This is a genomic window from Arhodomonas sp. KWT (assembly GCF_010993615.1).
Window position 1 is genome coordinate 1 of the sequence record NZ_WNXE01000003.1, and the last position, 24,728, is coordinate 24,728.

Annotated in this window: 25 protein-coding genes; 15 read left to right on the forward strand and 10 right to left on the reverse strand. The window is 70.2% G+C overall.

Annotation, left to right across the window (positions count from 1 at the left end; genetic code table 11):
- Positions 1-684: acetoin reductase (locus tag G7A99_RS01495; protein WP_163138688.1), on the forward strand; the 684-nt coding region annotated here is incomplete at its 5' end.
- Positions 685-780: 96 nt separating this feature from the next.
- The gene (locus G7A99_RS01500) at positions 781-1,680 is read left to right on the forward strand and encodes an SDR family oxidoreductase (RefSeq protein ID WP_163138689.1); all 900 of its coding nucleotides are present in this window, start codon (positions 781-783) and stop codon (positions 1,678-1,680) included.
- A 16-nt stretch (positions 1,681-1,696) separates the two neighbouring features.
- On the opposite strand, the gene G7A99_RS01505 is transcribed toward G7A99_RS01500, so the two are convergent.
- The 7 genes from G7A99_RS01505 to G7A99_RS01535 are packed head-to-tail and all read right to left on the reverse strand — an operon-like array spanning position 1,697 to position 9,137.
- Complete coding sequence (locus G7A99_RS01505) at positions 1,697-3,526, reverse strand: V-type ATP synthase subunit A (RefSeq protein ID WP_018719234.1); 1,830 nt, start codon at positions 3,524-3,526, stop codon at positions 1,697-1,699.
- A 4-nt stretch (positions 3,527-3,530) separates the two neighbouring features.
- Positions 3,531-4,235, reverse strand: coding sequence for a hypothetical protein (locus G7A99_RS01510; protein ID WP_018719233.1), 705 nt, complete (start codon positions 4,233-4,235; stop codon positions 3,531-3,533).
- 5 nt (positions 4,236-4,240) lie between these two features.
- Positions 4,241-4,927 carry a hypothetical protein gene (locus G7A99_RS01515; protein WP_018719232.1) on the reverse strand — a complete coding sequence of 229 codons (687 nt, stop codon included), beginning with the start codon at positions 4,925-4,927 and terminating at the stop codon, positions 4,241-4,243.
- An 18-nt stretch (positions 4,928-4,945) separates the two neighbouring features.
- A complete protein-coding gene (locus G7A99_RS01520) occupies positions 4,946-5,395 on the reverse strand; it encodes an ATP synthase subunit C (protein WP_018719231.1) in 450 nt (149 codons plus the stop codon).
- On the reverse strand, positions 5,383-7,164 hold the full coding sequence (locus tag G7A99_RS01525; protein ID WP_163138690.1) for a V-type ATP synthase subunit I: 1,782 nt from the start codon (positions 7,162-7,164) through the stop codon (positions 5,383-5,385). The genes G7A99_RS01520 and G7A99_RS01525 overlap by 13 nt, the downstream gene beginning before the upstream one ends.
- The gene (locus G7A99_RS01530) at positions 7,161-7,763 is read right to left on the reverse strand and encodes a V-type ATP synthase subunit D (protein ID WP_163138691.1); all 603 of its coding nucleotides are present in this window, start codon (positions 7,761-7,763) and stop codon (positions 7,161-7,163) included. The genes G7A99_RS01525 and G7A99_RS01530 overlap by 4 nt, the downstream gene beginning before the upstream one ends.
- A gap of 15 nt (positions 7,764-7,778) precedes the next feature.
- Positions 7,779-9,137 (reverse strand): V-type ATP synthase subunit B, encoded by a 1,359-nt coding sequence (locus G7A99_RS01535; RefSeq protein WP_018719228.1) that lies wholly within the window; start codon positions 9,135-9,137, stop codon positions 7,779-7,781.
- Positions 9,138-9,318: 181 nt separating this feature from the next.
- On the opposite strand from G7A99_RS01535, the gene G7A99_RS01540 reads away from it, so the two are divergent.
- The 11 genes from G7A99_RS01540 to lipB all read left to right on the forward strand — a co-directional run bounded on the left by G7A99_RS01540 (position 9,319) and on the right by lipB (position 19,969).
- Positions 9,319-10,362 (forward strand): rod shape-determining protein, encoded by a 1,044-nt coding sequence (locus tag G7A99_RS01540; protein ID WP_163138692.1) that lies wholly within the window; start codon positions 9,319-9,321, stop codon positions 10,360-10,362.
- Between the two features lie 126 nt (positions 10,363-10,488).
- The gene (gene mreC / locus G7A99_RS01545; protein ID WP_084594235.1) at positions 10,489-11,358 is read left to right on the forward strand and encodes a rod shape-determining protein MreC; all 870 of its coding nucleotides are present in this window, start codon (positions 10,489-10,491) and stop codon (positions 11,356-11,358) included.
- 21 nt (positions 11,359-11,379) lie between these two features.
- The gene (gene mreD / locus G7A99_RS01550; RefSeq protein WP_018719225.1) at positions 11,380-11,868 is read left to right on the forward strand and encodes a rod shape-determining protein MreD; all 489 of its coding nucleotides are present in this window, start codon (positions 11,380-11,382) and stop codon (positions 11,866-11,868) included.
- Between the two features lie 57 nt (positions 11,869-11,925).
- Positions 11,926-13,797, forward strand: coding sequence for a penicillin-binding protein 2 (gene mrdA, locus G7A99_RS01555; RefSeq protein WP_018719224.1), 1,872 nt, complete (start codon positions 11,926-11,928; stop codon positions 13,795-13,797).
- A complete protein-coding gene (gene rodA / locus G7A99_RS01560; RefSeq protein WP_018719223.1) occupies positions 13,790-14,911 on the forward strand; it encodes a rod shape-determining protein RodA in 1,122 nt (373 codons plus the stop codon). Before mrdA ends, rodA begins: the two co-directional genes overlap by 8 nt.
- 29 nt (positions 14,912-14,940) lie before the next feature.
- Positions 14,941-15,966 (forward strand): lytic murein transglycosylase B, encoded by a 1,026-nt coding sequence (mltB, locus tag G7A99_RS01565; RefSeq protein ID WP_240466060.1) that lies wholly within the window; start codon positions 14,941-14,943, stop codon positions 15,964-15,966.
- A complete protein-coding gene (locus G7A99_RS25835; protein WP_163138693.1) occupies positions 15,963-16,988 on the forward strand; it encodes a septal ring lytic transglycosylase RlpA family protein in 1,026 nt (341 codons plus the stop codon). The genes mltB and G7A99_RS25835 overlap by 4 nt, the downstream gene beginning before the upstream one ends.
- Positions 16,989-17,035: 47 nt before the next feature.
- Positions 17,036-18,196 (forward strand): D-alanyl-D-alanine carboxypeptidase family protein, encoded by a 1,161-nt coding sequence (locus G7A99_RS01575; protein WP_163138694.1) that lies wholly within the window; start codon positions 17,036-17,038, stop codon positions 18,194-18,196.
- A 68-nt stretch (positions 18,197-18,264) separates the two neighbouring features.
- A complete protein-coding gene (locus G7A99_RS01580) occupies positions 18,265-19,068 on the forward strand; it encodes an aminotransferase class IV (RefSeq protein ID WP_084594238.1) in 804 nt (267 codons plus the stop codon).
- A complete protein-coding gene (locus G7A99_RS01585; RefSeq protein WP_018719218.1) occupies positions 19,065-19,334 on the forward strand; it encodes a YbeD family protein in 270 nt (89 codons plus the stop codon). The genes G7A99_RS01580 and G7A99_RS01585 overlap by 4 nt, the downstream gene beginning before the upstream one ends.
- Positions 19,331-19,969: a lipoyl(octanoyl) transferase LipB gene (gene lipB, locus G7A99_RS01590; protein ID WP_018719217.1), complete on the forward strand. Its 639-nt coding sequence runs from the start codon at positions 19,331-19,333 to the stop codon at positions 19,967-19,969. Before G7A99_RS01585 ends, lipB begins: the two co-directional genes overlap by 4 nt.
- A gap of 17 nt (positions 19,970-19,986) precedes the next feature.
- Here lipB and G7A99_RS01595 read toward each other — a convergent pair whose 3' ends face one another.
- From G7A99_RS01595 to G7A99_RS01605, 3 genes are read right to left on the reverse strand one after another with little or no spacing between them, the layout of a single operon-like run.
- Complete coding sequence (locus tag G7A99_RS01595; RefSeq protein WP_018719216.1) at positions 19,987-20,739, reverse strand: molybdopterin-synthase adenylyltransferase MoeB; 753 nt, start codon at positions 20,737-20,739, stop codon at positions 19,987-19,989.
- 22 nt (positions 20,740-20,761) lie between these two features.
- A complete protein-coding gene (gene prmC, locus G7A99_RS01600; protein WP_018719215.1) occupies positions 20,762-21,625 on the reverse strand; it encodes a peptide chain release factor N(5)-glutamine methyltransferase in 864 nt (287 codons plus the stop codon).
- Positions 21,618-21,887 (reverse strand): Trm112 family protein, encoded by a 270-nt coding sequence (locus tag G7A99_RS01605; RefSeq protein WP_018719214.1) that lies wholly within the window; start codon positions 21,885-21,887, stop codon positions 21,618-21,620. The genes prmC and G7A99_RS01605 overlap by 8 nt, the downstream gene beginning before the upstream one ends.
- A 240-nt stretch (positions 21,888-22,127) precedes the next feature.
- Between G7A99_RS01605 and clpX the strand changes: the two genes are divergently transcribed.
- Together clpX and G7A99_RS01615 are read left to right on the forward strand one after the other, a co-directional pair.
- Positions 22,128-23,360, forward strand: coding sequence for an ATP-dependent Clp protease ATP-binding subunit ClpX (gene clpX, locus G7A99_RS01610; protein ID WP_163138695.1), 1,233 nt, complete (start codon positions 22,128-22,130; stop codon positions 23,358-23,360).
- Between the two features lie 128 nt (positions 23,361-23,488).
- Positions 23,489-24,559 (forward strand): 3-deoxy-7-phosphoheptulonate synthase, encoded by a 1,071-nt coding sequence (locus G7A99_RS01615; RefSeq protein ID WP_018719212.1) that lies wholly within the window; start codon positions 23,489-23,491, stop codon positions 24,557-24,559.
- Positions 24,560-24,728 lie beyond the last annotated feature (169 nt).

Sequence of the window (24,728 nt, forward strand, 5' to 3'; positions counted from 1 at the left end):
GCGCTGGTGGATCTCAAGGAGGACAAGCTCGCCGGCGCGGCCCGAGAGGTCGAGGCGCTGGGTGCGAAGACCACCACGTTCGCGGCGGACGTCGGTGACCGCGATGCCGTCTACGCCGCGGTCGACCACGCCGAGGAGGCGCTCGGGGGCTTCGACGTCATGGTCAACAACGCCGGCATCGCCCAGGTGAATCCGATCGTCTCGGTCACGCCGGAGGAGGTCGAGCGGATCCACCGGATCAATGTCGAGGGCGTGCTCTGGGGCATCCAGGCGGCCGCCAGACGTTTCCGGGAACGGGGCCGGAAGGGCAAGATCATCAACGCCAGTTCCATCGCCGGCCACGACGGCTTCGCCATGCTCGGCGTCTACTCGTCCACGAAGTTCGCCGTGCGCGCGCTGACCCAGGCGGCGGCGAAGGAGCTGGCGAGCGACGGCATCACCGTGAACGCCTACTGCCCCGGCATCGTCGGCACCGACATGTGGGTGGAGATCGACGAGCGCTTCGCCGAGCTCACCGGCGCGAAGAAGGGCGAGACCTACGACAAGTACGTCGGCGGTATCGCCCTGGGCCGTGCGGAGACGCCGGACGACGTTGCGTCCCTCGTCTCCTACCTCGCCGGGCCGGACTCGGACTACATGACCGGGCAGGCCCTGATGATCGACGGCGGTATCGTCTACCGCTGAGCCGGCACGCCGCCCTGCCGGGCCGAGCCGACAGGGCGGCATGGCGGAGCAGGGGCCGGGGAAACCCGGTGGCAGGGACGAACACACGGAGGCGGGATGCAGATCGAATCGGGCAGGACGGCGTTCGTCACTGGCGGCGGCGCCGGCATCGGGCTGGCGGTGGCGCGGACGCTGCTCGACGCGGGGATGAACGTGGCCGTCGCGGACCTCAGCCGGGCACACCTGGACGAGGCCCGCGCGCATTTCGAGGCGGCGGGCCCGCGGGTGCGGCTGATCGAGCTGGACGTCACCGACCGCGACGGCTGGGCGGCGGCGGTGGACGAGGCCGAGGCCGCGTTCGGGCCGATCCATCTGCTCTACAACAACGCCGGCGTGAATGTCATACGCGACGTCAAAGACGCCACGGCCGAGGACTTCGAGTGGGTCATGGGCGTGAACTACGGCGGCACCGTCAACGGGGTGCTCACCCTGCTGCCGCGCATGAAGGCCCACGGCGGGGTCGCGCACATCGTCAACACGTCCTCTATCGCCGGTATCGCCGCCGGCCCCGGGGCGGGTGTGTACGCGGCGAGCAAGTTCGCGATCCGCGGTTTCTCCGATGCCCTGCGCTGTGACGTGGCACCTTACGGGATCGCCGTCTCGCTGGTGTGCCCGGGGACCGTGGCGACGCGGCTCTACGAGAGCGAGGATCACCGCCAGGCCCGTTTCCAGGGCATCGTGGACGAGCGGACCAGGGCGGTGCGGGCGCAGGGCGGCGAGCTCTTCCGCCGGGTACTGCCCCAGGGCATGGACCCGGCGGTCGCCGCTGCGCGGGTCCGTGCCGGCATCGAGCGGGAGGCGTTCTACATCTTCACCCATCCGGAGGTGCGGCCGGACGTGGAGGCCTCCTGCGCCGAGCTGACGGCGGCCTTTACCGATGACCCCGTCGATCCGGACCAGGAGCGGCTCGAGGAGGGGCGGCGCCAGGCCCGCCGGGACGCCCTTAACGGCCGATAGCCGGGGTGGCCGGCGGTCAGGCGGCCTCGATCCCGACGCCCGCCTCCCCGGCCAGACGGCGGATCTCCTCCAGGTGCCGGCGGTATTCCCCGGAGTCCAGCGTCGCGTAGTTGAGGTTCTTCATCGCTGTGGCGAGGTTGGTGAAGTAGGTGCGGATGCGCTCCTTGTCCTCCAGCGCGTAGTCCGCGGCGACCAGGCGGTAGACCAGCGCAAGGCTGCGCCGCTGGCGCTCCGGCGGGGTCGAGACGTCGACCTCGTCGAAGGCGTCCTGCTGGAGATACACCAGGTCCAGGAACGCCGCCTTCTGGTAGGTGATGAAATCCCCGGTGGTTATGCCCTCCTCGCCGGTGACCTGCATCATCTGGGCGACGTCGTCGCCGTCGTGGAGGAGCTGGAGCAGCTCGTCGATACGCCCCGGCCACTCCTGCCCGAAGGTCGCGGCGATGTGCGCCGCGAGCTCGTCGCGGTAGCGCGACCACGACAGCAGCGGGTCCACCGCGGGGTAGAAGCGCTTGTACGCGCGATCCGCGGACAGCCCCAGAAACGCCTTCACCGTGTTCAGGGTCGCCTGGGTGACCGGTTCCTCGAAGTTGCCGCCGGCCGGTGAGACGGTGCCGATCATGGTCAGGCTGCCGGTGTCGCCGGCACCGTTGCGGATCACCCCCGCACGTTCGTAGACGCTGCGGATGGCCGAGTCGAGATAGGCCGGGTAGGCCTCCTCGCCGGGGATCTCCTCCATGCGCCCGGAGGTCTCGCGCATGGCCTGGGCCCAGCGGGAGGTGGAGTCGGCGATGAGCAGCACGTCCAGGCCCATCTGGCGGTAGTACTCGCCGATGGTGATGCCGGTGTAGATGGAGGCCTCCCGCGCGGCGACCGGCATGGACGAGGTGTTGCAGATGATGACCGTGCGGTCCATCAGCGAGCCGCCGGTGACCGGGTCGCTGAGCCGCGGGAACTCCGTGATCGTCTCCACCACCTCGCCGGCGCGCTCGCCGCAGGCGACGATGATCACGATGTCCACCGTCGAGTAGCGGGCGATGAGGTTCTGGAGCACCGTCTTGCCGGCGCCGAAGGGGCCGGGGATGCAGGCGGTACCGCCGGTGGCGATGGGGAAGAACGTGTCGATGACGCGGATCGTGGTGGTCATCGGCCGCTCCGGGTAGAGCCGTTCGCTGCGGTGCTCGCGCAGCAGGCGGCGGGGCAGCGGTGTGCGCACCGGCCAGCGCCCGGCGAGGGTAACCGCGTGCTCCGCCCCCGAGGCGGAGACCAGCCGGGCCACGGGCACGTCCACGGTGAAGCTGCCCTCCTGTATCCAGTCCACGGTCAGCGCCCCGGTGAGGTCGAAGGGCACCATGATTCGGTGGGTGAAGCGGCCCTCCTGGACCGTGCCCAGGGTGTCGCCGGGCTGAACGGTGGCTCCCATGCGTACCGTCGGCGAGAACGACCACTGGGCCCCGGCGGCCAGTGCCGGCATCTGCCGGCCCCGGGGCAGGAAGAAGCCCGATTCCAGCGCGAGCTGCTCCAGCGGGTTCTGCAGGCCGTCGTAGACCTGCCCCAGCAGCCCCGGGCCGAGGGTGACCGAGAGCATCTCGCCGGTCTGGGTCACCGGGTCGCCCACGGCCACGCCGCCGGTATCCTCGAAGACCTGCACGTCGGCGCGGTGGCCGCGCACCCGCAGGACCTCCCCGGTGAGCTGCTCGTCGCTGTCGCCGCCGTCGGGCCGGATGAGCACCACCTCGTTCTTCATCAGGCCGGGGGCGCGCTCGTCGGCCTCGATGACGACGATGTCGTCCTGTACGGCGACGACGGTGCAGTCGACGGCGGGGCGGTCGGGGGCGGCGCTCATGGGTTCACTCCGCGGTGTCCTGGTGGGCGAAGAGGTTCCGGAATCCGCCGAGGCCGTGGTGCACCCCGGCGCGAAGCCGCTGCTCGGCGGCCTCGGCGTTGTAGCGGCGCCACGCGGCGGCGATCCGCCAGCGCAGCACGTAGACGGTGACCGCGCGGAAGTCGAACCTCCCCGCCCGGCGGGCGCCATCCAGCAGCCGCCACTCCACGGTCATCAGCAGCCGCTCCAGCGCCAGGGGGCGATCGCCCTCCAGGTGCGCGCGGGCCTCGGCGAGCCAGGGGAAGACCGCGCCCACCCCGAGCAGCGGCTCGTCCCAGCGGGTGCGCATGTGGGCGATCCGCGGGCCCACACCCCAGCGCGTGCCCGGCGTGGGTCGCTGATGGCCCCGGCGGCGGGCGCGCAGGGCGGCCACGACCGTGCGGATCTCCAGCAGGGCCTCCGCCAGGTCCGCAATGCCGTGCGCCGCCAGCCGGGGCATCGCCGCGTCTGCGCGGGTGGCGAGGGCGGTGTCCGCGGGCTCCGGCGCGGGGCGGCACCAGTCCAGCAGGCCCAGCAGCGTGTCCAGGCTCTCGCGGTGGGCAGCCCCGAGCAGTCCCAGCCGGCGATCGAGGCGCAGCCGTGAGAGCCCCAGTGTCTCCCGGCCGAAGGGCTGCCCCGGCAGGGCCGGCAGGCTCGCCAGCAGCATGACGTACTCGTGGCGCTTGCTCATGGCGGCTATTTCACGATGCCTTCGAGCATCGCGCGGAAGCGGGGCTGGAGGTGCTCCAGCAGCAGCGCGGCGACCGCATCCTCGGTGATGTCGAGCTCCATGTCGTGGTCGTTCAGGCGCACGCGCAGACCGTGCTCGTGCTCGCCGACGGTGAAATCGACCCCCTCACGCAGGACGTCGCGCGCCTGGGCGACCACGAAATGGGCGAGGCTGCCCTCGCGCAGGGCCTCCGGGTGTCGGCGCAGTTCCTCGAGCCCCAGCACGTCCCGCGGGAGCAGGATCTCGGTGTGCCCGTCCGCCTCCAGCGGCGTGTCACTGCGCTGGCGGGCGGCCAGCTCCAGGATCAGGCGCTGGAGGAAGGCCTCGTCCGAGAGGGCGTCGCGTACCAGCCAGCGCAGGTGCTCGCGGAAGCGATGGGTGAGGGTGGTCTGCATCTCCAGGACGCTGTCCCGCGCGGCCACGCGGATAGCCTCGCGGGCCGAGGCCTCCAGACGCTGCGCCTCCTCCCGGGCCTGGGCGCGCAACCGCTCGGCGTCCTCCTCGGCCTGTTCGATCATCCAGCTCGCCCGGCTCTCGGCATCGGCGACGATACGCCGGGCCTCCTCGCGGCCGGCCTCCACACCCTCCTCGCGCAGGCGCTCGATCAGCGCCTCCACGCCCGAGGACGGTCCGGTGGTGTCGTGCTCGTTCATACGCGGCCCCTGTCCCGTTCAGCCGGCGGGGATGTTGCCGGCGATCACCAGCGCGAAGATGAAGGCAAACACACCGAAGCCCTCGACGATGGCGGCGGGTGCGATGGACAGCCCGAAGACTTCCGGTTTGCTCTTGGCGGTGTTGATCGCCGAGGCGCAGCAGCTGCCCTGGTGGACCGCGCTCAGCAGCAGCGCGGTCCCGGAGAGTATCCCCACCGCGAACAGCCCCGCCGCGGTATCGGTGGTGACCGGGCGTTGCAGCGAGAACATCACCACGATGCCGTAGATGGTCTGCGAGGAGGGCATCGCCGAGAGCCCGATGAACCGGCCGTGGCCGGACTCGGTCTCCAGCAGGGCGCCGATGGCCGCCTGGCCGGCGATGGCACAGCCGATGATGCTGCCGATGGCGCCCAGGGCCATGGGGCCGTACAGCCCGGCCCAGCCGAGGGTGAGGATCAGTTGTTCCACAGTGTCTTCTCCGTTCGCGCGAAGGGCCGGAAAGGGTAGCCCTCGTCGGAAATGCCCCAGTTATAGAACTCGATGACGTTGAGCCGCAGCCCGTGGACCACGCCGCTGAGCACGGCGAGGGCGAAGTTCAGGGCATGGCCGGCAGCGAGTATCAGCACCTCGAGGAGCACGCCGAGGCCCGGGTAGGCCGCTGCAGCGTCGGCGGCGAGCTGGTTGAAGGTCACCGCCAGCGACGCGCTCGCCAGGCCCAGGGCGAACAGCCGCAGGTAGCTGAGGACGTCGCCGAACGCGTTGGTCACGCGGGCCAGCCCGAGCAGTCCGCCGGCGGCGCGGCGCAGCAGGTCGCCGGCGTTGTGGATCGGCCGGGTGTCGCTGAACACCGCGACGGCGGCGAGCCCGGCGGCCAGGACGATGCCGGCACCGGGCAGGCCGAGGTACAGCGCGGCGCCGGCGAGCAGGGCCGCGATCCAGCCCACGGGGGCGAGGGCAGCGGTGTGACCGCGCCGGCGCCAGGCGACGATGGCGTTGGCGAGCACCAGGTGGGCGAGGCCGACACCCACCGACAGGGTCATCATCTGGCCGAAGTCGCCGGTATCGAGCACGCGGAGCACCCCGGGCAGGCTGCCCGGCGGCGGCTGCCAGCCGAAATAGCTGCCGGCGAGGACGCCGTAGACGCCGGCGGTAGTCGCCAGCGCCAGGCCGAGGTTGCGCAGCCGCCGGCCGCGCCGGCTCGCACCGAGCCGGGGTGCGGCGGCGAGCACGATGCCGCCGAGGACGGCGGCGTAGCCGGCGTCGGCGAGGATCATCGCGAAGAACACCGCGAACGAGAAGAAGATCACCCGGGATGGGTCCCAGCTGCGGTAGCCGGGGAGCTGATAGAAATGCACCACCTCCTCGCCGCCGGCGGTGGCTTCGTCGTTGTCCAGCAGTGTCGGCGGCCGGCTGTCCGCGTCCGCGGGCTCGACCAGTACGGCGAGGTCACGCGCGGCGGCGAAGTCGTGTACCGCGGCCCGGTCACGGATCGGCACCCAGCCCTGCACCGCGAACAGGGCGTCGTCGTCCAGGGTGCAGTGATGGGCCCGGGCGAGGTCGGCATCATCCTCCGCCCGGAAGAGTTGGCGGTGGATCAGGTGGATCCAGCGCGTGAGTGCCTCGCGCTCGGCGGCGAGCTCGTCCAGGCGCACCGCGAGGCGCTGGAGGCGCTCGCGCAGCTGCGAGCGGGGGATGCTGCCGGTGTGGGTGCGCGGTACCGGCAGGGCCTCCGGCGGGGGTTCCTCGCGGGCGATCACGGCGACGTAGCTGTTGCGGTTGTCGCGATGGACCTCCTGCCACGGCAGGGTCAGGGTCCCGAGCTGGTGCCGGCGGTAGTTCGGGACCTCGTAGAACCACAGCCGGTAGCCGGCGAGGGCGTCCTCGGGGGGCAGCCGGAAGTCGCCCCAGGGGGCGAGGTCGTCGAGGCGGCGCTGGACGAACTCGCGACTGTCCTCCAGCTCGCGGCTGCGGCGCTGGTTCTCCAGCACCCGCTCGACGGTCGTGGCCAGGTCGAAGTCCGGGTCCTCCGGGACCTGGTGGCGGCGTACCGGGCAGTCCAGCAGGTACTGCAGCGCGCGCCGGGTGTGGGCCGGCGCGGCCGGGGCGGCCTCCTCGCCGGGGCTCTCGCGCAGCGTGACCAGGTGCATGATACCGAGCTGCTGGAGCCCGGTGAGGAGGGTGTCCTCCTCGCGCCGGCTGCCGAACAGGGTCACCTTCTCGAGCGCCACGATGGTCATGGGCCCATTCCCGCGTGCTTGCGCTTGGCGATCTTGGCGCGCACCACAGCGGCGCGCTCGTTGTCGGCGATATGGATGCGGATGCGGCGGATGTTCTCGCGGGCGCGGGGGATGAGGACCTTGTCGAACAGATTCACGCGCTGCGTGACCCGCGTGACGGCGCGCTCCAGCCGTCGCAGCCGCTCGCGCTCGACCATGAGGCGGACGTTCAGCCTCAGGGCCTCGGCAAGCCGGTCGGCATAGATGTCGAGCCAGTGCGGGGTGGCCAGCAGGGCGTAGCCGGAGGTCTCCACCGCGACGTCGTCGAGCAACGGCAGGTGCACGCCGAGGAGGTTGTGCTCGTGCATCCGCACGTCGGTGACGCGGACGAGCCCGTCCATGACCACGCGCTCGTCGCCGGCCATCGGCAGTGTCCCGCGGACGTCATTGGTGAGCGCGGCCAGGTCGCGCTCGGTGGCCGCGAGTACGCCCTGCTCCCGGCTGCGCTCGGCGATGAGCTGGCGGCGCTTGAGGTCCAGCGACGGCAGGATGCGCTGGAACCGCCGCAGGCGTGCCTGCTCGTGGTGCAGGGCGGTCTTGTTGAGCGACGTCCGGGCCACGGTCTGCTCCGAGGCTCAGTCGCCGCCGGCGGCGGTCCGGCCGCGGCGGGGGTAGTACTTGTCGATCAGCGACTGTTTCATGACCAGTTCCTCGGGCTCGAAGCACTCCGCCAGCGTCTCCCAGCCCCGGTCGAGGGCGCGCTCCAGGGGCAGGGAGACCTCGACGTCCATGAAGCGCTCCTCGAAGCGCTCACCGAAGCGCAGGAGCTTCTCGTCGTAGGGCGAGAGCTCGAAGGCCATGGCGCGCTTCTGCTCCGCGTCCCGGGCGCCGGCGTACAGCCGGATCATGGTGTTCATCAGCTGGCCGTGGTCCTCGCGGGTGGTGTGGCCGATCACGTGCTGCTTGAGCCGGGACAGCGAGCCGAACGGATCGATGCGCCCGTCGCGCAGGTAGAGCTGCCCCTCGGTGATGTAGCCGGTGTTGTCCGGCACCGGGTGGGTGACGTCGTCCCCCGGCATGGTGGTGACGGTGAGCACCGTCACCGAGCCGGCGCCGCGGAAGTCGCACGCCTTCTCGTAGCGGCGGGCGAGCTGGGAGTAGAGGTCGCCCATGTGGCCGCGGTTGGAGGGGACCCGCTCCATGCTGATGCCCACCTCGCGGATCGCGTCGGCGAAGGCGGTCATGTCGGTGAGCAGCACCAGCACCCGCTTGCCCTCCTCGACGGCGAAGCGCTCGGCGACGGCGAGGCACATGTCGGGCACGAGCAGCCGCTCGACCACGGAGTCCGAGGCCTGGTTGACGAACATCACCGTGTGCGCGAACACCCCCGCGTCCAGGAAGCGCTGGCGGAAGTAGTGATAGTCGTCGAAGATCAGCCCCATGCCGCCGAAGACCACCACGTCCGCGTCGGCCTGGATGGCGATGCGCGCCAGCAGGGCGTTATAGGGTTCGCCGGCGACCGAGAAGATCGGGATCTTCTGGCTCTCCACCAGGGTGTTGAAGACGTCGATCATGGGGACGTCGGTGCGGATCATGCGACTGGGCATGACCCGGCGCACCGGGTTGACCGAGGGGCCGCCGATGGGCACACGGCGGTCCTCGGTGAGTGCGGGGCCGCGGTCTAGCGGCTCGCCGGTGCTCCCGAAGACGCGTCCGAGGATGTTCGGCGAGCAGGTCGCCGACATGGGGTGGCCGAGGAAGCGTACCGTCGCCCCGGTGGTGAGCCCGCCGGTGCCGCCGAACACCTGCAGGGAGACGACGTCGCCGTCGATACGGATGATCTGGGCGAGCACGTCCTCGCCGTCAGCCTTGCGCAGGACTGCGAGGTCGCGGAAGCGCGCCGGCGAGCCGCTTCCGCCGCCGGGCACGCGCACGCGCACGATGCCACCCACGATGCTGAGGATGTTGCGATAGTGACTCAGCGGCTGACTCATCCGTGTGTGCCCGCCTCCCGGTTGTCCTTGCACTGCATCATTACAGCTTGTCGAGCGCGCCATCAAGCGCGCTCAGCCGCGTCGATGTGCGCCTCGTCACAGCATGCAGGCACCAGTTTCCTTGCCCACACGGGGGCGGGTTGCTAGATTACGCGTTTTCTCGCTCGGCTGGATTCTCGGGATGTTCAAGGGCATTCGTGGACTTTTCTCCAACGACCTCTCCATCGATCTCGGCACTGCCAATACGCTGATCTACTCCCGGGGCCAGGGCATCGTGCTCAACGAGCCATCGGTGGTGGCGATCCGCCAGGATCGCGACGGCGGACCGAAGCACATCGCCGCGGTGGGCCAGGAGGCCAAGCTCATGCTCGGGCGCACGCCCGGCAATATCCGTGCGGTGCGTCCGCTCAAGGACGGGGTGATCGCGGACTTCACGGTCACCGAGAAGATGCTGCAGAATTTCATCAAGAAGGTGCACGAGGCGCGGTTCTTCAAGCCGAGCCCGCGTGTGCTGGTGTGCGTGCCCTGCGGCTCGACCCAGGTGGAGCGCCGCGCGATCAAGGAGTCGGCGGCGGGTGCCGGCGCCCGGGAGGTCTTCCTGGTCGAGGAGCCGATGGCGGCCGCGATCGGGGCGAACATGCCCGTGGACGAGGCCCGCGGCTCGATGGTGCTCGACATCGGCGGGGGTACCTCCGAGGTGGCGGTACTCTCGCTCAACGGCATCGTCTACTCCGCCTCCGTGCGTATCGGTGGTGACCGCTTCGACGAGGCCATCATCAACTACGTGCGCCGCAATTACGGCATCCTCATCGGCGAGGCGACGGCCGAGCGCATCAAGCACGACATCGGCACTGCCTTCCCGGGTACCGAGGTCCACGAGCTGGAGGTGCGCGGACGTAACCTCGCCCAGGGCGTGCCGCGGAGCTTCACGCTCAACTCCAACGAGATCCTCGAGGCGCTGCAGGAGCCGCTGTCCGGTATCGTCGGTGCGGTGAAGACGGCCCTGGAGCAGACCCCGCCCGAGCTGGGCGCGGACGTGGCCGAGCGTGGCATCGTCGTCACCGGCGGCGGTGCGCTGTTGCGCAATATCGATCGCCTGCTCATGGAGGAGACAGGTCTCCCGGTGGTGATCGCCGACGAGCCGTTGACCTGCGTGACCCGCGGTGGCGGCCGGGCCCTCGAGCTCATGGACGAGCGCGGCACCGATCTGTTCGTCGCCGAGTAGCGACGGGGCGGACCGGCACCGGCGGGGAGGGAACACCCCGCCGGGGATCAATGGTTCACCCATCGCCCCCGGTTTGGCGTTATCCTGTCGGGCAGCGATCTGAGTTCGGGGGAAGCCATCAAACCGCTGTTTGCACGAGGACCGTCGATAACGGCACGTCTGGTGCTTCTGGCACTGGCGTCGGTGGCGCTGATGACCCTGGACCACCGGGAGGGGTACTTGCAGCCGGTGCGCTACGCACTGACCACGGCGGTCTATCCGGTGCACGTCGCCGCCGAGCTCCCGGCGGAGATCGGGCGCTTCTTCTCCCGCGAGTTCCGCAGCCGCCGCGCACTGGTCTCCGAGATCGAGCGGCTGCAGGACAAGCTCCTCCTCAGCCAGGCGCGGCTGCAGAAGCTTGACGCCCTCGAGGTCGAGAACATCCGGCTGCGAAAGCTCCTCGACTCCTCCTACGAGGTGGGCGAGTCCGTGCTGATCGCCGAGCTGATGCGCGTGGATTTCGATCCGCACACCCATCTGGTGCGCATCGACAAGGGCGCGCGTGACGGCCTGTTCGCGGGGCAGCCCGTGCTCGACGCCAACGGCGTGGTCGGCCAGGTGGATACCGTCGGGCCGTTCACCGCCACGGTCCGGCTGATCTCCGATCCCAGTCACGCCATCCCGGTGCAGGTCAACCGCAACGGCGTGCGCGCCGTGGCCGTGGGCACTGGGGATCTGAGCGCGCTGAAGTTGACCAACCTGCCGAACAACACCGATATCCGCAAGGGCGACCTGCTGCTGACCTCCGGGCTCGGCGGGCGTTTCCCGTCCGGCTATCCGGTAGGCCGGGTCTCCGCCGTGGACAAGAAGCCGGGGCGGCCGTTCGCGGAGGTCACGGTGAAGACCGCCGCCTCCCTGGACCGGCTCCAGGAGGTGCTGCTGGTGCGCCGCGAGGGCGATGTGCCCCAGTTCGCGGGCGGATCGGCGGTGCCGGAAGAACAGGCGCCGGGGTCCTGAATGCGCGTGGGGCGCTAGCATATGGCGACGTCGACGCGCCACGGCGGCTGGGTGATCCTGGTGAGCGTGTTCCTCGCGCTTATCCTTTCGGTGGTGCCGATGCCGACCTCGCTGGAGCTGGTGCGCCCGCCCTGGACCCTCGTGGTCATCATCTACTGGGTACTGGCGTTGCCCGAGCGGGTCGGTGTCGGGGTCGCATGGGGCGGGGGGCTGTTCGTCGACATCCTCCAGAGCATGCCCCTCGGCGCGCACGCGCTGGGGTTCGCGCTGGTGGCGTGGCTCACGCTCAAACTGCACCGGCGCCTGCGGATCTTCCCGATGTGGCAGCAGGCGATGACCGTGCTGGTGCTGAGCCTGCTGGTACGGGTGCTGCTTTTCTGGGTCGACGGCATAACCGGCCGGGCGAACCCTGGTTGGTGGCACTGGATGCCGGCGTTCTCGGCCACTGTGGTGTGGCCGGTGGTCTTCTTCACGCTGCGCGAGGCGCGGCGGCGATTCAACGTGCGCTGAACCCCGCGCCGGCCGGCGCTGTCGACCGGGGGGCCGTTTGTCTCAAGTGATCGTCCAATGACTGTGCAGCAGCTCCAGGATCCCGTGCGCGAGCGCCGGCTCGTGCGCTCGCGGCTGGTCGTGGCCGCGCTGGCCGTGCTGGCCGCGGTCGGCGTGCTGGCGGGGCGGATGTGGTGGCTGCAGGTTGCCGGCTACCAGCATTACGCCACCCTCTCCCAGGAGAACCGCGTGCGGGTGGTGGGCGTGCCGCCGACCCGCGGGCTGATATATGACCGTAACGGCGTGCTCCTTGCGGAGAATGTGCCCACCTACCGCCTGGTGGTCACGCCGGAGCAGGTGAGCAACATGGACAACCTGCTCACGCGTATCCGCAAGGTCGTCTCGCTCCGTCCCACGGACCTGGAGCGCTTCCATGAGCTGCGGCGCCAGCGTCCGGGATTCCAGGAGATCCCGCTGAAGTTCGACCTCACCGAGAAGGAGGTCGCCCGGCTGGCCGTGAACCGTCACCGTTTCCCCGGCGTGGAGGTGAAGGCGCAACTCACCCGGAACTATCCCCTGGGCAGCACCGCGGTCCACGCCGTTGGTTACGTCGGGCGGATCAATCAGCAGGAGCTCTCCGGCCTGTCCGCCGCCGAGTATTCCGCCACCAGCCACATCGGCAAGACCGGGATCGAGCGGTACTACGAGAAGCGCCTGCACGGGCACGTGGGCGTCAAGCGGGTGGAGACCAACGCCATGGGGCGGACCCTGCGCGTGCTCGACCGTGATCCGCCGGTGCCCGGCGAGGACCTGCAGCTGAGCCTGGACGTGCGGCTGCAGAAGGTCGCCGAGGGCGCTCTGGGCGAGGAGAGCGGCGCTATCGTGGCCATCGACCCGCAGACCGGCGAGCTGCTGGCGATGGCGAGCACACCGACCTTCGACCCCAATCTCTTCGTCAACGGCATCTCGCTGGAGGACTACCGCTCGCTGCAGCAGGGCAAGGACAAGCCGCTGTTCAACCGCGTGCTCCGCGGGCAGTATCCGCCGGGCTCCACGATCAAGCCCTTCATGGGGCTGGCGGGACTGGAAACCGGTACTACCACGCCGGAAGAGACGGTCTACGATCCCGGTTACTACAGCATCCCCGGCGTTGATCACCGCTGGCGCTGCTGGAAGCGCGGCGGGCACGGCACCGTGAACATGCACGATGCCATCGAGGAGTCCTGCGATACGTACTTCTACGATCTTGCCTACAAGATGGGCATCAACGCCATGCACGACTTCCTGCTGCCCTTCGGCATCGGCCGGTCCACCGGCGTGGACCTCTCCGGCGAGCTCTCCGGGCTGATGCCCTCGAAGGAGTGGAAGCGCCGGGTCAAGGGCAAGCCGTGGTATCACGGCGAGACCATAATCGCGGGCATTGGCCAGGGCTACATGCTGGCCACGCCGCTACAGCTCGCCTATGCCACGGCGACGATGGCGAACCGGGGCAAGCGCCTGCGTCCCCACCTGCTGCGCTCGGCGACCGGACCGGACGGCAAGGCGGTGCCGGTACCCGATCCCCATCAGCGCCCGCCCATCCAGCTGGACAAGCCGCAGCGCTGGGAGACCATCATCGATGCCATGCACGACGTGGTGCAGGGGCCCCGTGGCACGGCCCGTCGTGTCGGGCGCGACGCCCCATACCAGTTCGCCGGCAAGACCGGTACCGCGCAGGTGTTCGGGATCGCCAAGGGCGAGGAGTACGACGCCGAGGAGCTCGCCAAGCGGCTGCGCGACCACGCGCTGTTCATTTCCTTCGCGCCCCTGAAGGATCCCAAGATCGCCGTGGCGGTGGTGGTCGAGAACGGTGGCGGCGGCAGCTCCACGGCGGCGCCGATGGCACGCACGGTGATGGATGCCTGGCTGCTCAGGCTGCGGCAGACCGCACAGGGGTACGGCGATGAATGATGATGTGGTGGGGCCGGCCCGGGACCGGAGCTTCGTGCAGCGCTATCTTCACCTGGACATGCCGCTGCTGGTGCTCCTGGCGCTGGTGGCAGCGGGCGGCCTGGTGGTGCTCTACAGCGCCTTCAACGGCGATTTCGAGGCCTGGGAGCGGCAGTGCTGGCGCCTGGGTGTGGCCTTCTTCGTGATGCTGGTGCTTGCCCAGGTGCCGCCGTCGCTGCTGCGGCGCTGGACGCCGCTGCTTTACCTCGCCGGCGTGGCGAGCCTGCTCGCCGTGATGCTGTTCGGCACCAGTGCCGGCGGGGCGCGTCGCTGGATCGACCTCGGTGTGATGATGGTCCAGCCCTCGGAGTTCATGAAGCTGGCGTTGCCGATGATGGTGGCCTGGGTGCTCGCCCGCGAAGACGTCCCGCCCCGGGTGCCGGTGATCCTGGTGGTAGTCGCGGTGATCGGGGTGCCCGTGGGCCTGATCGCCGTGCAGCCGGACCTCGGCACCGCGCTCCTGGTGGCGGCGGCGGGTGTGTTCGCTCTGTTCCTGGGCGGGCTGAGCTGGCGCTATATCGCCGGCGGCGCGGTGCTCGCCGGTGCCGCCGCGCCGCTGCTGTGGTTCTTCGGCATGCGCGATTACCAGCGTCAGCGCGTGCTGACCTTCCTCGATCCGGAGCGCGACCCGCTCGGGGCGGGCTACCACATCATCCAGTCCAAGATCGCCATCGGCTCCGGCGGTGTCTACGGCAAGGGCTGGATGGCCGGCACGCAGTCGCACCTGGAGTTCCTCCCGGAGCGGCACACGGATTTTATCTTCGCCGTGCTCTCCGAGGAATTCGGTTTCTTCGGGGTGTGCGTGCTACTGGTGCTCTACATGGCGGTCGTGGGACGCGGCCTGTGGATTGCCGGCCACGCCCAGGATCGCTACAGCCGGCTGCTGGCGGGCAGCATCTCGCTGACGTTCTTCGTCTACTTCTTCACCAATATCGGTATGGTCTCCGGGTTGCTGCCGGTGGTGGGGCTGCCACTGCCGCTGGTGAGCTTCGGGGGAACGTCAATGGTGACCCTCATGGCCGGCTTCGGTATTCTCATGTCCATTCAGACCCATCGCCGTCTGTGGTCATCCTGACCGCCAGGGCATCGACCGGAGGAGGGCCGATGAGACACCGCCCCGCACCCGCCCGCGTCCGTTCCGCCATGGGGGCCCTGGCCGTGACGGCCGCCCTGCTCGCCGGCTGCGCGGTTGCCGGCGCCCCCGAGCCCGCGGACGACGAGGCCGCCTTCGACCGTTTCGCCGAGCAGATGGCCCGGGAGCACGGCCTCGATGCCGACCGGGTGCGCGAGGTGCTCGCGGCGAGCGAGCGCCAACAGGACATCATCGATGCCATGGAGCGCCCGGCGGAGGCGCTGCCGTGGCACCGCTACCGCGGCATATTCCTCAAGCAGGCGCGCATCCAGGCCGGTGCCGACTTCTGGGACGAGCACGAGGCGCTGATCCGGCGCGTGAGCGAGGCGTATGGGGTGTCGCCGGCCGTGCTGGTCGCCATCGTCGGCGTGGAGACGCGCTACGGCACTTATACCGGCCGTCACCGGGTCATCGACGCCCTGCGCACCCTGGCCTTCGATTACCCGCCGCGCAGCGGGTTCTTCCGCGGCGAGCTGGCAGACTACTTCCTGCTCACCCGCGAGGAGGGCATCGATCCGCTCGGACCCAAGGGCTCCTATGCCGGTGCCATGGGCATGCCGCAGTTCATCGCCAGCAGCTACCGCGCCTACGCCGTGGATTTCAACGACAACGGCCGGCGGGACCTGTGGGACGAGCTGCCGGACGTGCTCGGCAGTGTCGCCAACTACTTCGCCCGTCACGGCTGGCGCAGCGGTGAACCGGTGGCGGTGCCCGCGGAGGTGGACGGCGACGACTGGCGCCCGCTCGCCGATGCCGGCGGGCTCAAGCCGAACACCACTGTCGGCGAGCTCGCGCGTCGCGGCGTGTACCCCCAGGAAACGCTGCCGGCGGATGCCCCGGCGCGCCTCACCGTGCTCGAGGGCGAGGATGGCCCCCAGTACTGGGTGACCCTGACGAACTTCTATGTCATCACCCGCTACAACCACAGCCCGCTATATGCGATGGCGGTGCATCAGCTCGGTGAGGCGATCCGCGAGGCGCGGGGGCCCGGGGCATGAGGGCGGTGCCGCTGCTGCCCGCGCTGACGGCGGTGGCCGTGCTGGCGCTGGCCGGCTGTGCGTCGTCACCTGGCGACGGTCCGGGGGAGCCGATCTCCGGCGCCTCGAGCCTGCCGGATGCGACGCCGAAGGAGGTGCCCCGCAGCCGCTACGGCAACCCGGATAGCTACGAGGTGCTGGGGCGGCGCTACCATGTGATGTCCGATGCCTCCGGTTTCCGGCAGCGCGGAATCGCCTCCTGGTACGGCAAGAAGTTCCACGGCCGGCGTACCTCCAGCGGTGAGCCGTACGACATGTATGCCATGACCGCGGCCCACAAGACCCTGCCGCTGCCGTCGTGGGTCGAGGTGACCAACCTGGACAACGGGCGCAAGGCGGTGGTGAAGGTCAACGACCGTGGTCCCTTCGCGAAGGGGCGGATCATCGATCTCTCCTATGCCGCGGCGACCAAGCTCGGTGTGGTGTCGACCGGCACCGCACCGGTGTCGATCCGGGTGGTGGGGCCGGGCTACGAGGCTGGCGGGAAGGATGCCCCCCCTGACGGCGGACAGGAACGCCAGCCGGACACCGCCCGCGCCGTGGCGGTCGATGACGATACCCCGGACGACGGTGCCGTCGACGGCTCGGCGCAGCTCGCCTCGGCTGCCGGTGATGATCCGCAGTCCCTGGACGGGGCCGTCACGGCGGATGCCGGCGGTGGGGCAGGGGCGGCGAGAGCGCCCGCAGAGGGCGCCGTGGGCGACACCGGTGACGGGGCAGGGCGCACATCCTCGGCGTCGGCAATGGACTACTATATCCAGCTCGGGGCGTTCGGTGTGCGTCAGAATGCCGAGCGCCTGATGGCGCAGCTCCGCGATTCCGCCATCGAGGTGCCGGTGCGCATGGAGGCGACGACCCAGCAGGGGCGTGAACTTTATCGCGTCCGGGTGGGTCCCCTCGATGGTGAGGCGGCGGTCCGGGAGATCGGAGGACGCCTCACCGCCAAGGGTTATCCGTCGGGTCACGTGGTGACCGAGCCCTGAGGGGCGGCGGATGGCCGGATTTACCGCAGGCACAGTAAATAGGGATCATGGCTAAACTGGCTCTTCGATTCAGCGTATTCGCTCTCGTTCTCGCGACCCTGCTGGGCGCCGGCCGTGTGCTCGCCCAGACTCAGCCGATACCGGTGCCGGATCCCCCGAGCCTCGGTGCGCAGAACTACGTGCTCATGGACTACCACAGCGGCCGGATGATCGCTTCCAAGGATCCCGACGCCCGGGTGGAGCCGGCGAGCCTGACCAAGCTCATGACCGCCTACGTGGTGTTCAAGGAGCTGGACGCGGGCAACATCGCCATGGACGACATGGTCCGTGTCTCCGAGCGGGCGTGGCGGGCCCCCGGCTCACGGATGTTTATCGAAGCGGGCGACCAGGTCAGCGTCGCCAACCTGCTGCGCGGGATGATCATCCAGTCGGGCAACGACGCGAGCATCGCGCTGGCCGAGTACGTCGCCGGCACCGAGGACACCTTCGCCCAGGTGATGAATCAGTACGCCGACGCCCTGGGCATGGACAACACCCACTACGTGAACGCCACCGGCCTGCCCACGGAGGAGCATTACTCCTCCGCCCACGACACGGCCATCCTGGCGCGGGCGCTGATCAGCGAGTTCCCGCAGTACTACAAGTTCTACTCGACGAAGACGTTCAAGTGGAACGGCATCGAGCAGAGCAACCGCAACAAGCTGCTGTGGCGGGACAAGACCGTGGACGGGCTGAAGACGGGCCACACGGAGGCGGCGGGCTACTGCCTCACGAGCTCCGCCGAGCGCGACGGCATGCGCCTGATCTCGGTGGTGATGGGCACCTCCAGCGCCAACGCGCGGCTCGACCAGAGCCAGGCGCTGCTGAACTACGGCTTCCGCTTCTTCGAGACCCACCGCCTCTACCAGGCGGGCAAGTCCCTGACCGACGCGCCGGTCTGGAAGGGCGCCACGGATACCGCCCCGCTGGGCGTGCGCCATGACCTTTACGTCACCATCCCCAAGCGCCAGTACGACCGTCTCGAGGCGAGCATGAGCGTGGACGGGCGCATCATCGCCCCGGTGGAGAAGGGCAAGTCCTACGGCAAGGTGCAGGTCACCCTCGGGGAGCGCACTGTCGCGGAGGTGCCGCTGGTGGCGCTCTCCGGTGTCGAGGCGGGCGGCTTCTTCGGGCGGATCATGGACGGGGTCCTTCTTTGGTTCCAGTGACCGCCGGTGACGCCCCCTGCTACCTCAACGGCGAATGGCTTGTGCTCTCCGAGGCACGGGTCTCGCCGATGGACCGGGGGTATCTCTTCGGGGACGGCGTCTACGAGGTGATCCCCGCCTATAGCGGCCGGGCGTTCCTGCTCGAGCGCCACATCGCACGGCTGCGCGACAGCCTCGCGGCGATCGGGCTGGATGCCGGCACCCTGGCCCCGGAGGCTGTGGTTTCCGGACTGCTGGAAGGGGCCGAAGTGGATTGTTCGGTCTACCTGCAGATCACGCGGGGCGTGGCCCCGCATCGTGATCACCGCTTTCCCGCACAGCCCGAGCCCGGGGTGTTCGCCTACCGCGCACCGATGCCGCCGCCGGTGGTCGAGGGTACCGACGGGGTTGCCGTGATCCTGCGCGAGGACATCCGCTGGGCGCGCTGCGACATCAAGGCCGTCTCGCTGCTCGGCAACGTGCTCCTGCGTCAGGCGGCGGAGGAGGCCGGCGCGTTCGAGACGCTGCTCCAGCGCGGGGGCCGGATTACCGAGGCCTCGGCGAGCAACCTCTTCGCGGTGATCGGCGGTACCGTCGTCACCCCGCCGCTGGGGCCGTCGCTGCTGCCGGGGGTGACCCGCGCGTTCATCCTGGAGCTCGCCCGCGGGATCGGTCTCCCGGTGGCGGAGCAGCCCATCGAGGTCGACGGGATCGCCGCCGCCGAGGAGGTCTGGCTGACCAGCTCCACCAGGGAGATCGTGCCGGTGACGCAGATCGACGGCGCCAGCGTGGGCGACGGCAGCCCCGGCCCGGTGTGGCGCCGGCTGCGCGAGGCGTTCGACCGGCACAAGGCCGCGTTCCGGGTCGCGGCAGCGACGGAGGTACCGGCATGAACAGCGAGGACACACCGCTCACCTTTCCCTGCGACTTCCCGATCAAGGCCATGGGCCGGGCCGGTGCCGATATCGAGGCCACCGTGCGCCGGCTGGTCGCGGCCCACGTCCGCGGCGAGCTTGCGGAGGCGGACGTGCGCGTGGCGGAGAGCCGCAACGGCCGGTTCCTGTCGGTGACCGTGACCGTGCGTGCGCACAGCCGAGAGCAGCTCGACGCGATCTACCGCGACCTTCACGCCCACGACGATGTCCTGATGACGCTGTGAGCGCCGTGGTCGCCGACGATCCCGCCCTCAGGGTGCGCCGCCTCGGCCGCGTGGCCTACGAGCCCACCTGGCGGCGGATGCAGGCGTTCACCGACGAGCGCGGTCCTGAGACCGGCGACGAGCTCTGGCTGCTGGAGCACCCGCCGGTATTCACCCAGGGGCTGGCCGGCCGGCCGGAGCACCTCCTCGCCCCGGGGGATATCCCGGTCGTCGCCGTTGACCGCGGTGGCCAGGTCACCTACCACGGCCCGGGGCAGCTCGTGGCGTATCCGCTGCTGGATGTCCGCCGCCGCCGTCTCGGCGTGCGGCGGCTGGTCTCGCTGCTGGAGGACGCGGTTATCCGCGTGCTCGCCGACGACGGCATCACCGGGCACGCCCGGCGGGACGCCCCGGGGGTATACGTGGCGGGTGCCAAGATCGCCCAGGTCGGCCTGCGGGTGCGCCGGGGCTGCAGCTACCACGGCCTGTCGTTCAATGTGGACATGGACCTGGAGCCCTTCTCCCGGATCAATCCCTGCGGCTATGCCGGGCTGGAGGTCATCGACCTGCGCAGCCTGGGCGTGACGCTGCCCATGGCCGAGGCCGAGGACCGCCTGCTGGCGGCCATCCAGGCTGGCCTGGCAGCGGCGGAGTAGGGCGCCGGCCGCGCGGGTCAGCCCGACGCGCCGCCGCAGACCGGGCAGTCCGGATCCCGCACGAGCGAGAGGGTGCGCCAGCGCATCCGCATGGCGTCCAGGGTGAGCAGCCGCGACTCCAGCCCTTCGCCGAGCCCGGCGAGCAGCTTCACCGTCTCCACCGCCTGCAGGCTGCCCACCACGCCGGTGAGCGGGCCGAGCACGCCGGTCTCGCTGCAGGTCTCCGCCGCCTCGCCGGTTTCCGGGAACACGCAGCGGTAGCAGGGTGCGCCGGGGCGGTCGCTGCGGTAGACCGCGATCTGGGCCTCCATCCGGATCACCGCGGCGGAGACCAGCGGCCGGCCGCCGGCGACGCAGGCGCGGTTGACCGCGAAGCGTGTGGCGAAGTTGTCGCAGCCGTCGGCGACCGCGTCCACCCCGGCGACCAGGTCGGGGAGGCTGGCGTCGTCCAGGGGGTCGGTGACCGTCTCCACGCGCACGTCCGGGTTGAGGGCGTTCAGCCGCTCGCGGGCCACCTCCGCTTTGAGCGCGCCCACGTCCTCACTGCGGTAGAGGATCTGGCGCTGGAGGTTGGTCAGTGCCACGCGGTCGAAGTCGGCCAGCACCAGGCGCCCCACGCCGGCGGCGGCGAGGTACAGCGCCGCCGGCGAGCCCAGCCCGCCGAGGCCGACGATGAGCACGGAGGCGTCGAGCAGCCGCTGCTGGCCCTCATAGTCGAGGCCGGGAAGCATGATCTGGCGGCTGTAGCGCAGGAGCTGGTCGTCGTCCATCAGGGTATCCGGTCGCGGTGGATCAGGGCCGGCGCCCGCCGGTGACCCGCTCGTGTCCGGCGAGGTCCCGCCAGGTCTGCACGGCCGTGTAGCCGGCGTCGGCGAGCAGCCCGCGGACCGCCTCGCCCTGGCGCCAGCCGTGTTCCAGTATCAGCCAGCCCCCGGGGGCCAGCCAATCCGGCGCGTCATCGACGATCGTGCACAGGGCGGCCAGGCCGGCGTCCGCGGCGATCAGCGCGCCACGCGGCTCGTGGGCGGCGTCGCCCTGCCAGGGTTCGGGCTCTTCGGCGCCGATGTAGGGCGGGTTGCTCACCACCAGCGGGTAACGCCGTGCCGGCAGGGGGGCGAACCAGTCGCCCTCGAAGACGCTGACGCGGGCGTCGAGGCCCAGGCGGGCGGCGTTCTCCCGGGCGAGCGTTGCGGCGTCGTGGCTGCGCTCGGTGGCGTCCACCGCCGTTCCCGGCCATTCGCTCGCCAGCGCCAGGGCCACGGCGCCGCTGCCGGTACCGAGGTCCAGAAGCCGTTCCGGCGGGGCGGGGCAGACCGCCAGCGCCGCCTCGACCAGGGTCTCCGTCTCCGGGCGTGGCACCAGGGTGTCCGGGGTGACCGTGAGCGCGAGGCTCCAGAATTCCCGCTCGCCGGTGAGGTGGGCGATAGGTGCGCCCCGGGCGCGGGCCGCGAGCAGCGCCCGGAAATGCTCGACCTCGCTGGCCCCCGGGTAATGCTCCGGCCAGGTGTGCAGCCACGTGCGGCTGCGGCCCAGGGCGTGGGCCAGCAGCAGTGCGGCATCGAGGCCCGGGCTGTCGCCGCCGGCCAGCCGCCGGCGGCCCTCGGCCAGCAGCCCCGTGACGGTGGCGTCCTCCGCGATGGGGGGGTGGTCAGCCACCGATGCCGAGCTGACGGACGAGCATGCCACGCTCCTCGAGCATGACGGGGATGCCGTCATCGACGCGGTAGACACGTTCTCCGTTGCGCGTGACCAGGCCTTCCGCGAGGGGCTCGTTCACCGGGCTGTCGTCCATGTAGTGGAGCGTGCCGCCGGAGATCAGCTCGTTGACGCGCTTGAGCTCGTCGCGGCGCAGCGGGCGTACCGGCACCTTGGTGACGGGGCAGCAGAGGATGTCCAGGAGTTTCCGGTCCAGGGGCATTCGGGGCCTCCGACGGTGAGCCGCGTTCGATCTGGTTCTCAAACCCGTAGTGTACTGCCTGTGCCAGGCGTTGGGACAGTTGCGCCGTACGTGCGCGTGACCGGTGTCCCGTTTCAGAAGCCGAAGGCCCGGTGGCGGGGGGCCGGGGCGCTGGCATGCGTGGACAGGCGTTCTATAAATGCACTATGGGGGAGACGAACACCGCCCCCCGGCGGCAGGCAAGCATAGGGGGAGGCCGGCATGGTCCGCAGCGCTGAGCGAAAGACGATCGGTGACGGGCATCGCGGGGCCACGGCGTGTGCCTTCTGCGGCAGCGTCGAGAGCGCCGCCAATACCCTGGTGGCGACCGGGGCGGTCTCGATCTGCGCGCGCTGTGCCACCGAGTGCGCGCGCATCCTGGCCGAGGAGGGGGCGACGGAGCGGGCCCTGGCGCCGGCCCCGCTGCCCACGCCGTCCCAGATCCATGCCTTTCTCGACGAGTACGTGATCGGCCAGACCCGGGGTAAGCGCAGCCTCGCCGTGGCGGTGTACAACCACTACAAACGCCTGCGCCGGACCCGTTCGCCCGGCGAGCCGGAGATCGGCAAGAGCAACGTGCTCCTGCTCGGCCCCAGTGGTTCCGGCAAGACCCTGCTCGCCGAGACCCTGGCGCGCTCGCTGGCGGTACCCTTCGTGAGTATCGATGCCACCGGCCTCACCGAGGCGGGCTACGTGGGCGAGGACGTCGATGTCATCGCCGAGCGGCTGCTCCAGGCCGCCGACGGGGATATCGGCCTGGCCGGCTGCGGCATTGTCTATATCGACGAGATCGACAAGCTCGCCGCCGGTGCGGACAGCCCGGTGCACGGCCGTGACGTCTCCGCGGAAGGGGTGCAGCAGTCGCTGCTGCGCTTCCTGGAGGGGACCCGCGTGCCGCTGCCCCAGGCCCGGCGGAGCCCCCGTGCCCCCATCCCGGAGCTCGACACCCGCGAGGTCCTGTTCATATGCGGCGGGGCCTTCGACGGCATCGACGCCCTCGTTCGTCGTCGCCAGCTCTCCGGTGGTGTCGGCTTCGCCGCGGATCCGGCGGGGGAGATGGCGGAGACGCCGCCGTTGGCCGAGGCGCTTTCACCGGAGGATCTCATGGCCTACGGCCTGATCCCGGAGCTGGTGGGGCGGTTGCCGGTCACCGCGGTGCTCGACCCGCTGGACGCCGCGGGGCTGTGCGCCATCCTCACCGAGCCGCGGAATGCCCTGGTGGCGCAATACCAGTCCCTGATGGCCATGGACGGCTGCCGGCTCACCTTCGGCGACGATGCCCTGGAGGCCATCGCCGAGGAGGCGCTGGCTTCGGGTACCGGCGCGCGTGCCCTGCGCGGTGTGCTCGAACGGGTGCTCCTCGAGCCCATGTTCGTCGCCGGTCCGGGGACGCTGCATGTCGACGCCGCGCATGTCGCCGACAGCCGCCTCGGGGCTTGCCGCCGGGCGGGCTGAACGCCCCGGTGCGTACCGCCGGCATGCATGGAAACTTCATCGGGCGCCCCGTATCATGGGAGTCGTCTTCACGCGGAGCCGTGCGAATGCCGGCCCCGCAAGCGATATGACCCGTCGGGGAACGCCCAATGAGCGAAGTGAAAATCGACGACATCAACGTCCTGGCGCAGGAGATCCTGCCGACCCCGCTCGAGGCCAAGCGCAAGCTGCCGCTGAGCGAGGCCGCGCGCAAGACCGTCGTGGACGGCCGGCGCACCGTCGAGAACATCATCGACGGCACGGATCACCGCCTGCTGGTGGTCGTGGGGCCATGCTCGGTGCACGACATCGAGGCCGCGAAGGACTATGCCGCGCGGCTCAAGCGCCTCCACGACGAGGTGGCGGACAATCTGTTCGTGGTGATGCGCGTGTACTTCGAGAAACCGCGGACCACCGTCGGCTGGAAGGGGCTGATCAACGACCCCTACATGGATGACTCCTTCCACATCGAGGAGGGGCTGTTCCGGGCCCGCGAGCTGCTGCTGCACCTCGCCGAGATCGGCCTGCCGGCGGCCACGGAGGCCCTCGATCCGCTGACGCCGCAGTACATCGGCGATCTCATCACCTGGACCGCCATCGGCGCCCGGACCACCGAGTCCCAGACCCACCGCGAGATGGCGAGCGGCCTGTCCACGCCGGTTGGCTTCAAGAACGGTACCGACGGCAGCCTGGACGTAGCCATCAACGCCCTGCGCTCGGCGGCGAGCCCGCACAGCTTCCTGGGCATCAACCAGGAGGGCCAGTCCGCCGTTATCCGTACCCGCGGCAACAGCTACGGCCATGTGGTACTGCGCGGCGGCAAGCAACCGAACTACGACTCCGTGAGCATCGCCCTGTGCGAGAAGGACCTGCGTGAGGCGGGGCTGCGCACACAGCTGGTCGTCGACTGCAGCCACTCCAACTCCAACAAGGATCCGGGGCTGCAGCCGCTGGTGGTGGAGAACCTGATCAACCAGATCCTCGAGGGCAACCGCTCGATCACCGGCATGATGATCGAGAGCAACATCGGCTGGGGCAACCAGAAGCTCAAGGGCGATCCCTCGGCGCTGGAATACGGTGTCTCCATCACCGACCCCTGCATCGACTGGGAGACCACGGAGACGGTGCTCCGCGACGCCCACCGCCGCCTCGGCGGAGCGCTGCGCAAGCGCGCCGCGTGATGCCCTGTGCCCGGTCTCCGGGGTTGACGCCCCGGGGGTCGGGAGGGTAAATGAGCGTTGGCTTTTCGTTCGCCCCCGCGGCGACGGATCACGGAACGGTGCACCGGAGGTGCGCCGGAGGCTGAACGCCGGCGCCGCCGTCGGGTGGCGGCTGCCGGATAGGGAGGAG

Excerpts from the sequence above, each read along its gene's own strand:
- G7A99_RS01500 (WP_163138689.1), top strand. The coding sequence starts at position 781 with ATGCAGATCGAATCGGGCAGGACGGCGTTCGTCACTGGCGGCGGCGCC.
- G7A99_RS01505 (WP_018719234.1), bottom strand. The coding sequence starts at position 3,526 with ATGAGCGCCGCCCCCGACCGCCCCGCCGTCGACTGCACCGTCGTCGCC.
- G7A99_RS01510 (WP_018719233.1), bottom strand. The coding sequence starts at position 4,235 with ATGAGCAAGCGCCACGAGTACGTCATGCTGCTGGCGAGCCTGCCGGCC.
- G7A99_RS01515 (WP_018719232.1), bottom strand. The coding sequence starts at position 4,927 with ATGAACGAGCACGACACCACCGGACCGTCCTCGGGCGTGGAGGCGCTG.
- G7A99_RS01525 (WP_163138690.1), bottom strand. The coding sequence starts at position 7,164 with ATGACCATCGTGGCGCTCGAGAAGGTGACCCTGTTCGGCAGCCGGCGC.
- G7A99_RS01535 (WP_018719228.1), bottom strand. The coding sequence starts at position 9,137 with ATGAGTCAGCCGCTGAGTCACTATCGCAACATCCTCAGCATCGTGGGT.
- G7A99_RS01540 (WP_163138692.1), top strand. The coding sequence starts at position 9,319 with ATGTTCAAGGGCATTCGTGGACTTTTCTCCAACGACCTCTCCATCGAT.
- mreD (WP_018719225.1), top strand. The coding sequence starts at position 11,380 with ATGGCGACGTCGACGCGCCACGGCGGCTGGGTGATCCTGGTGAGCGTG.
- mrdA (WP_018719224.1), top strand. The coding sequence starts at position 11,926 with ATGACTGTGCAGCAGCTCCAGGATCCCGTGCGCGAGCGCCGGCTCGTG.
- rodA (WP_018719223.1), top strand. The coding sequence starts at position 13,790 with ATGAATGATGATGTGGTGGGGCCGGCCCGGGACCGGAGCTTCGTGCAG.
- mltB (WP_240466060.1), top strand. The coding sequence starts at position 14,941 with ATGAGACACCGCCCCGCACCCGCCCGCGTCCGTTCCGCCATGGGGGCC.
- G7A99_RS25835 (WP_163138693.1), top strand. The coding sequence starts at position 15,963 with ATGAGGGCGGTGCCGCTGCTGCCCGCGCTGACGGCGGTGGCCGTGCTG.
- G7A99_RS01575 (WP_163138694.1), top strand. The coding sequence starts at position 17,036 with ATGGCTAAACTGGCTCTTCGATTCAGCGTATTCGCTCTCGTTCTCGCG.
- G7A99_RS01580 (WP_084594238.1), top strand. The coding sequence starts at position 18,265 with ATGGACCGGGGGTATCTCTTCGGGGACGGCGTCTACGAGGTGATCCCC.
- G7A99_RS01585 (WP_018719218.1), top strand. The coding sequence starts at position 19,065 with ATGAACAGCGAGGACACACCGCTCACCTTTCCCTGCGACTTCCCGATC.
- G7A99_RS01595 (WP_018719216.1), bottom strand. The coding sequence starts at position 20,739 with ATGGACGACGACCAGCTCCTGCGCTACAGCCGCCAGATCATGCTTCCC.
- G7A99_RS01605 (WP_018719214.1), bottom strand. The coding sequence starts at position 21,887 with ATGCCCCTGGACCGGAAACTCCTGGACATCCTCTGCTGCCCCGTCACC.
- clpX (WP_163138695.1), top strand. The coding sequence starts at position 22,128 with ATGGTCCGCAGCGCTGAGCGAAAGACGATCGGTGACGGGCATCGCGGG.
- G7A99_RS01615 (WP_018719212.1), top strand. The coding sequence starts at position 23,489 with ATGAGCGAAGTGAAAATCGACGACATCAACGTCCTGGCGCAGGAGATC.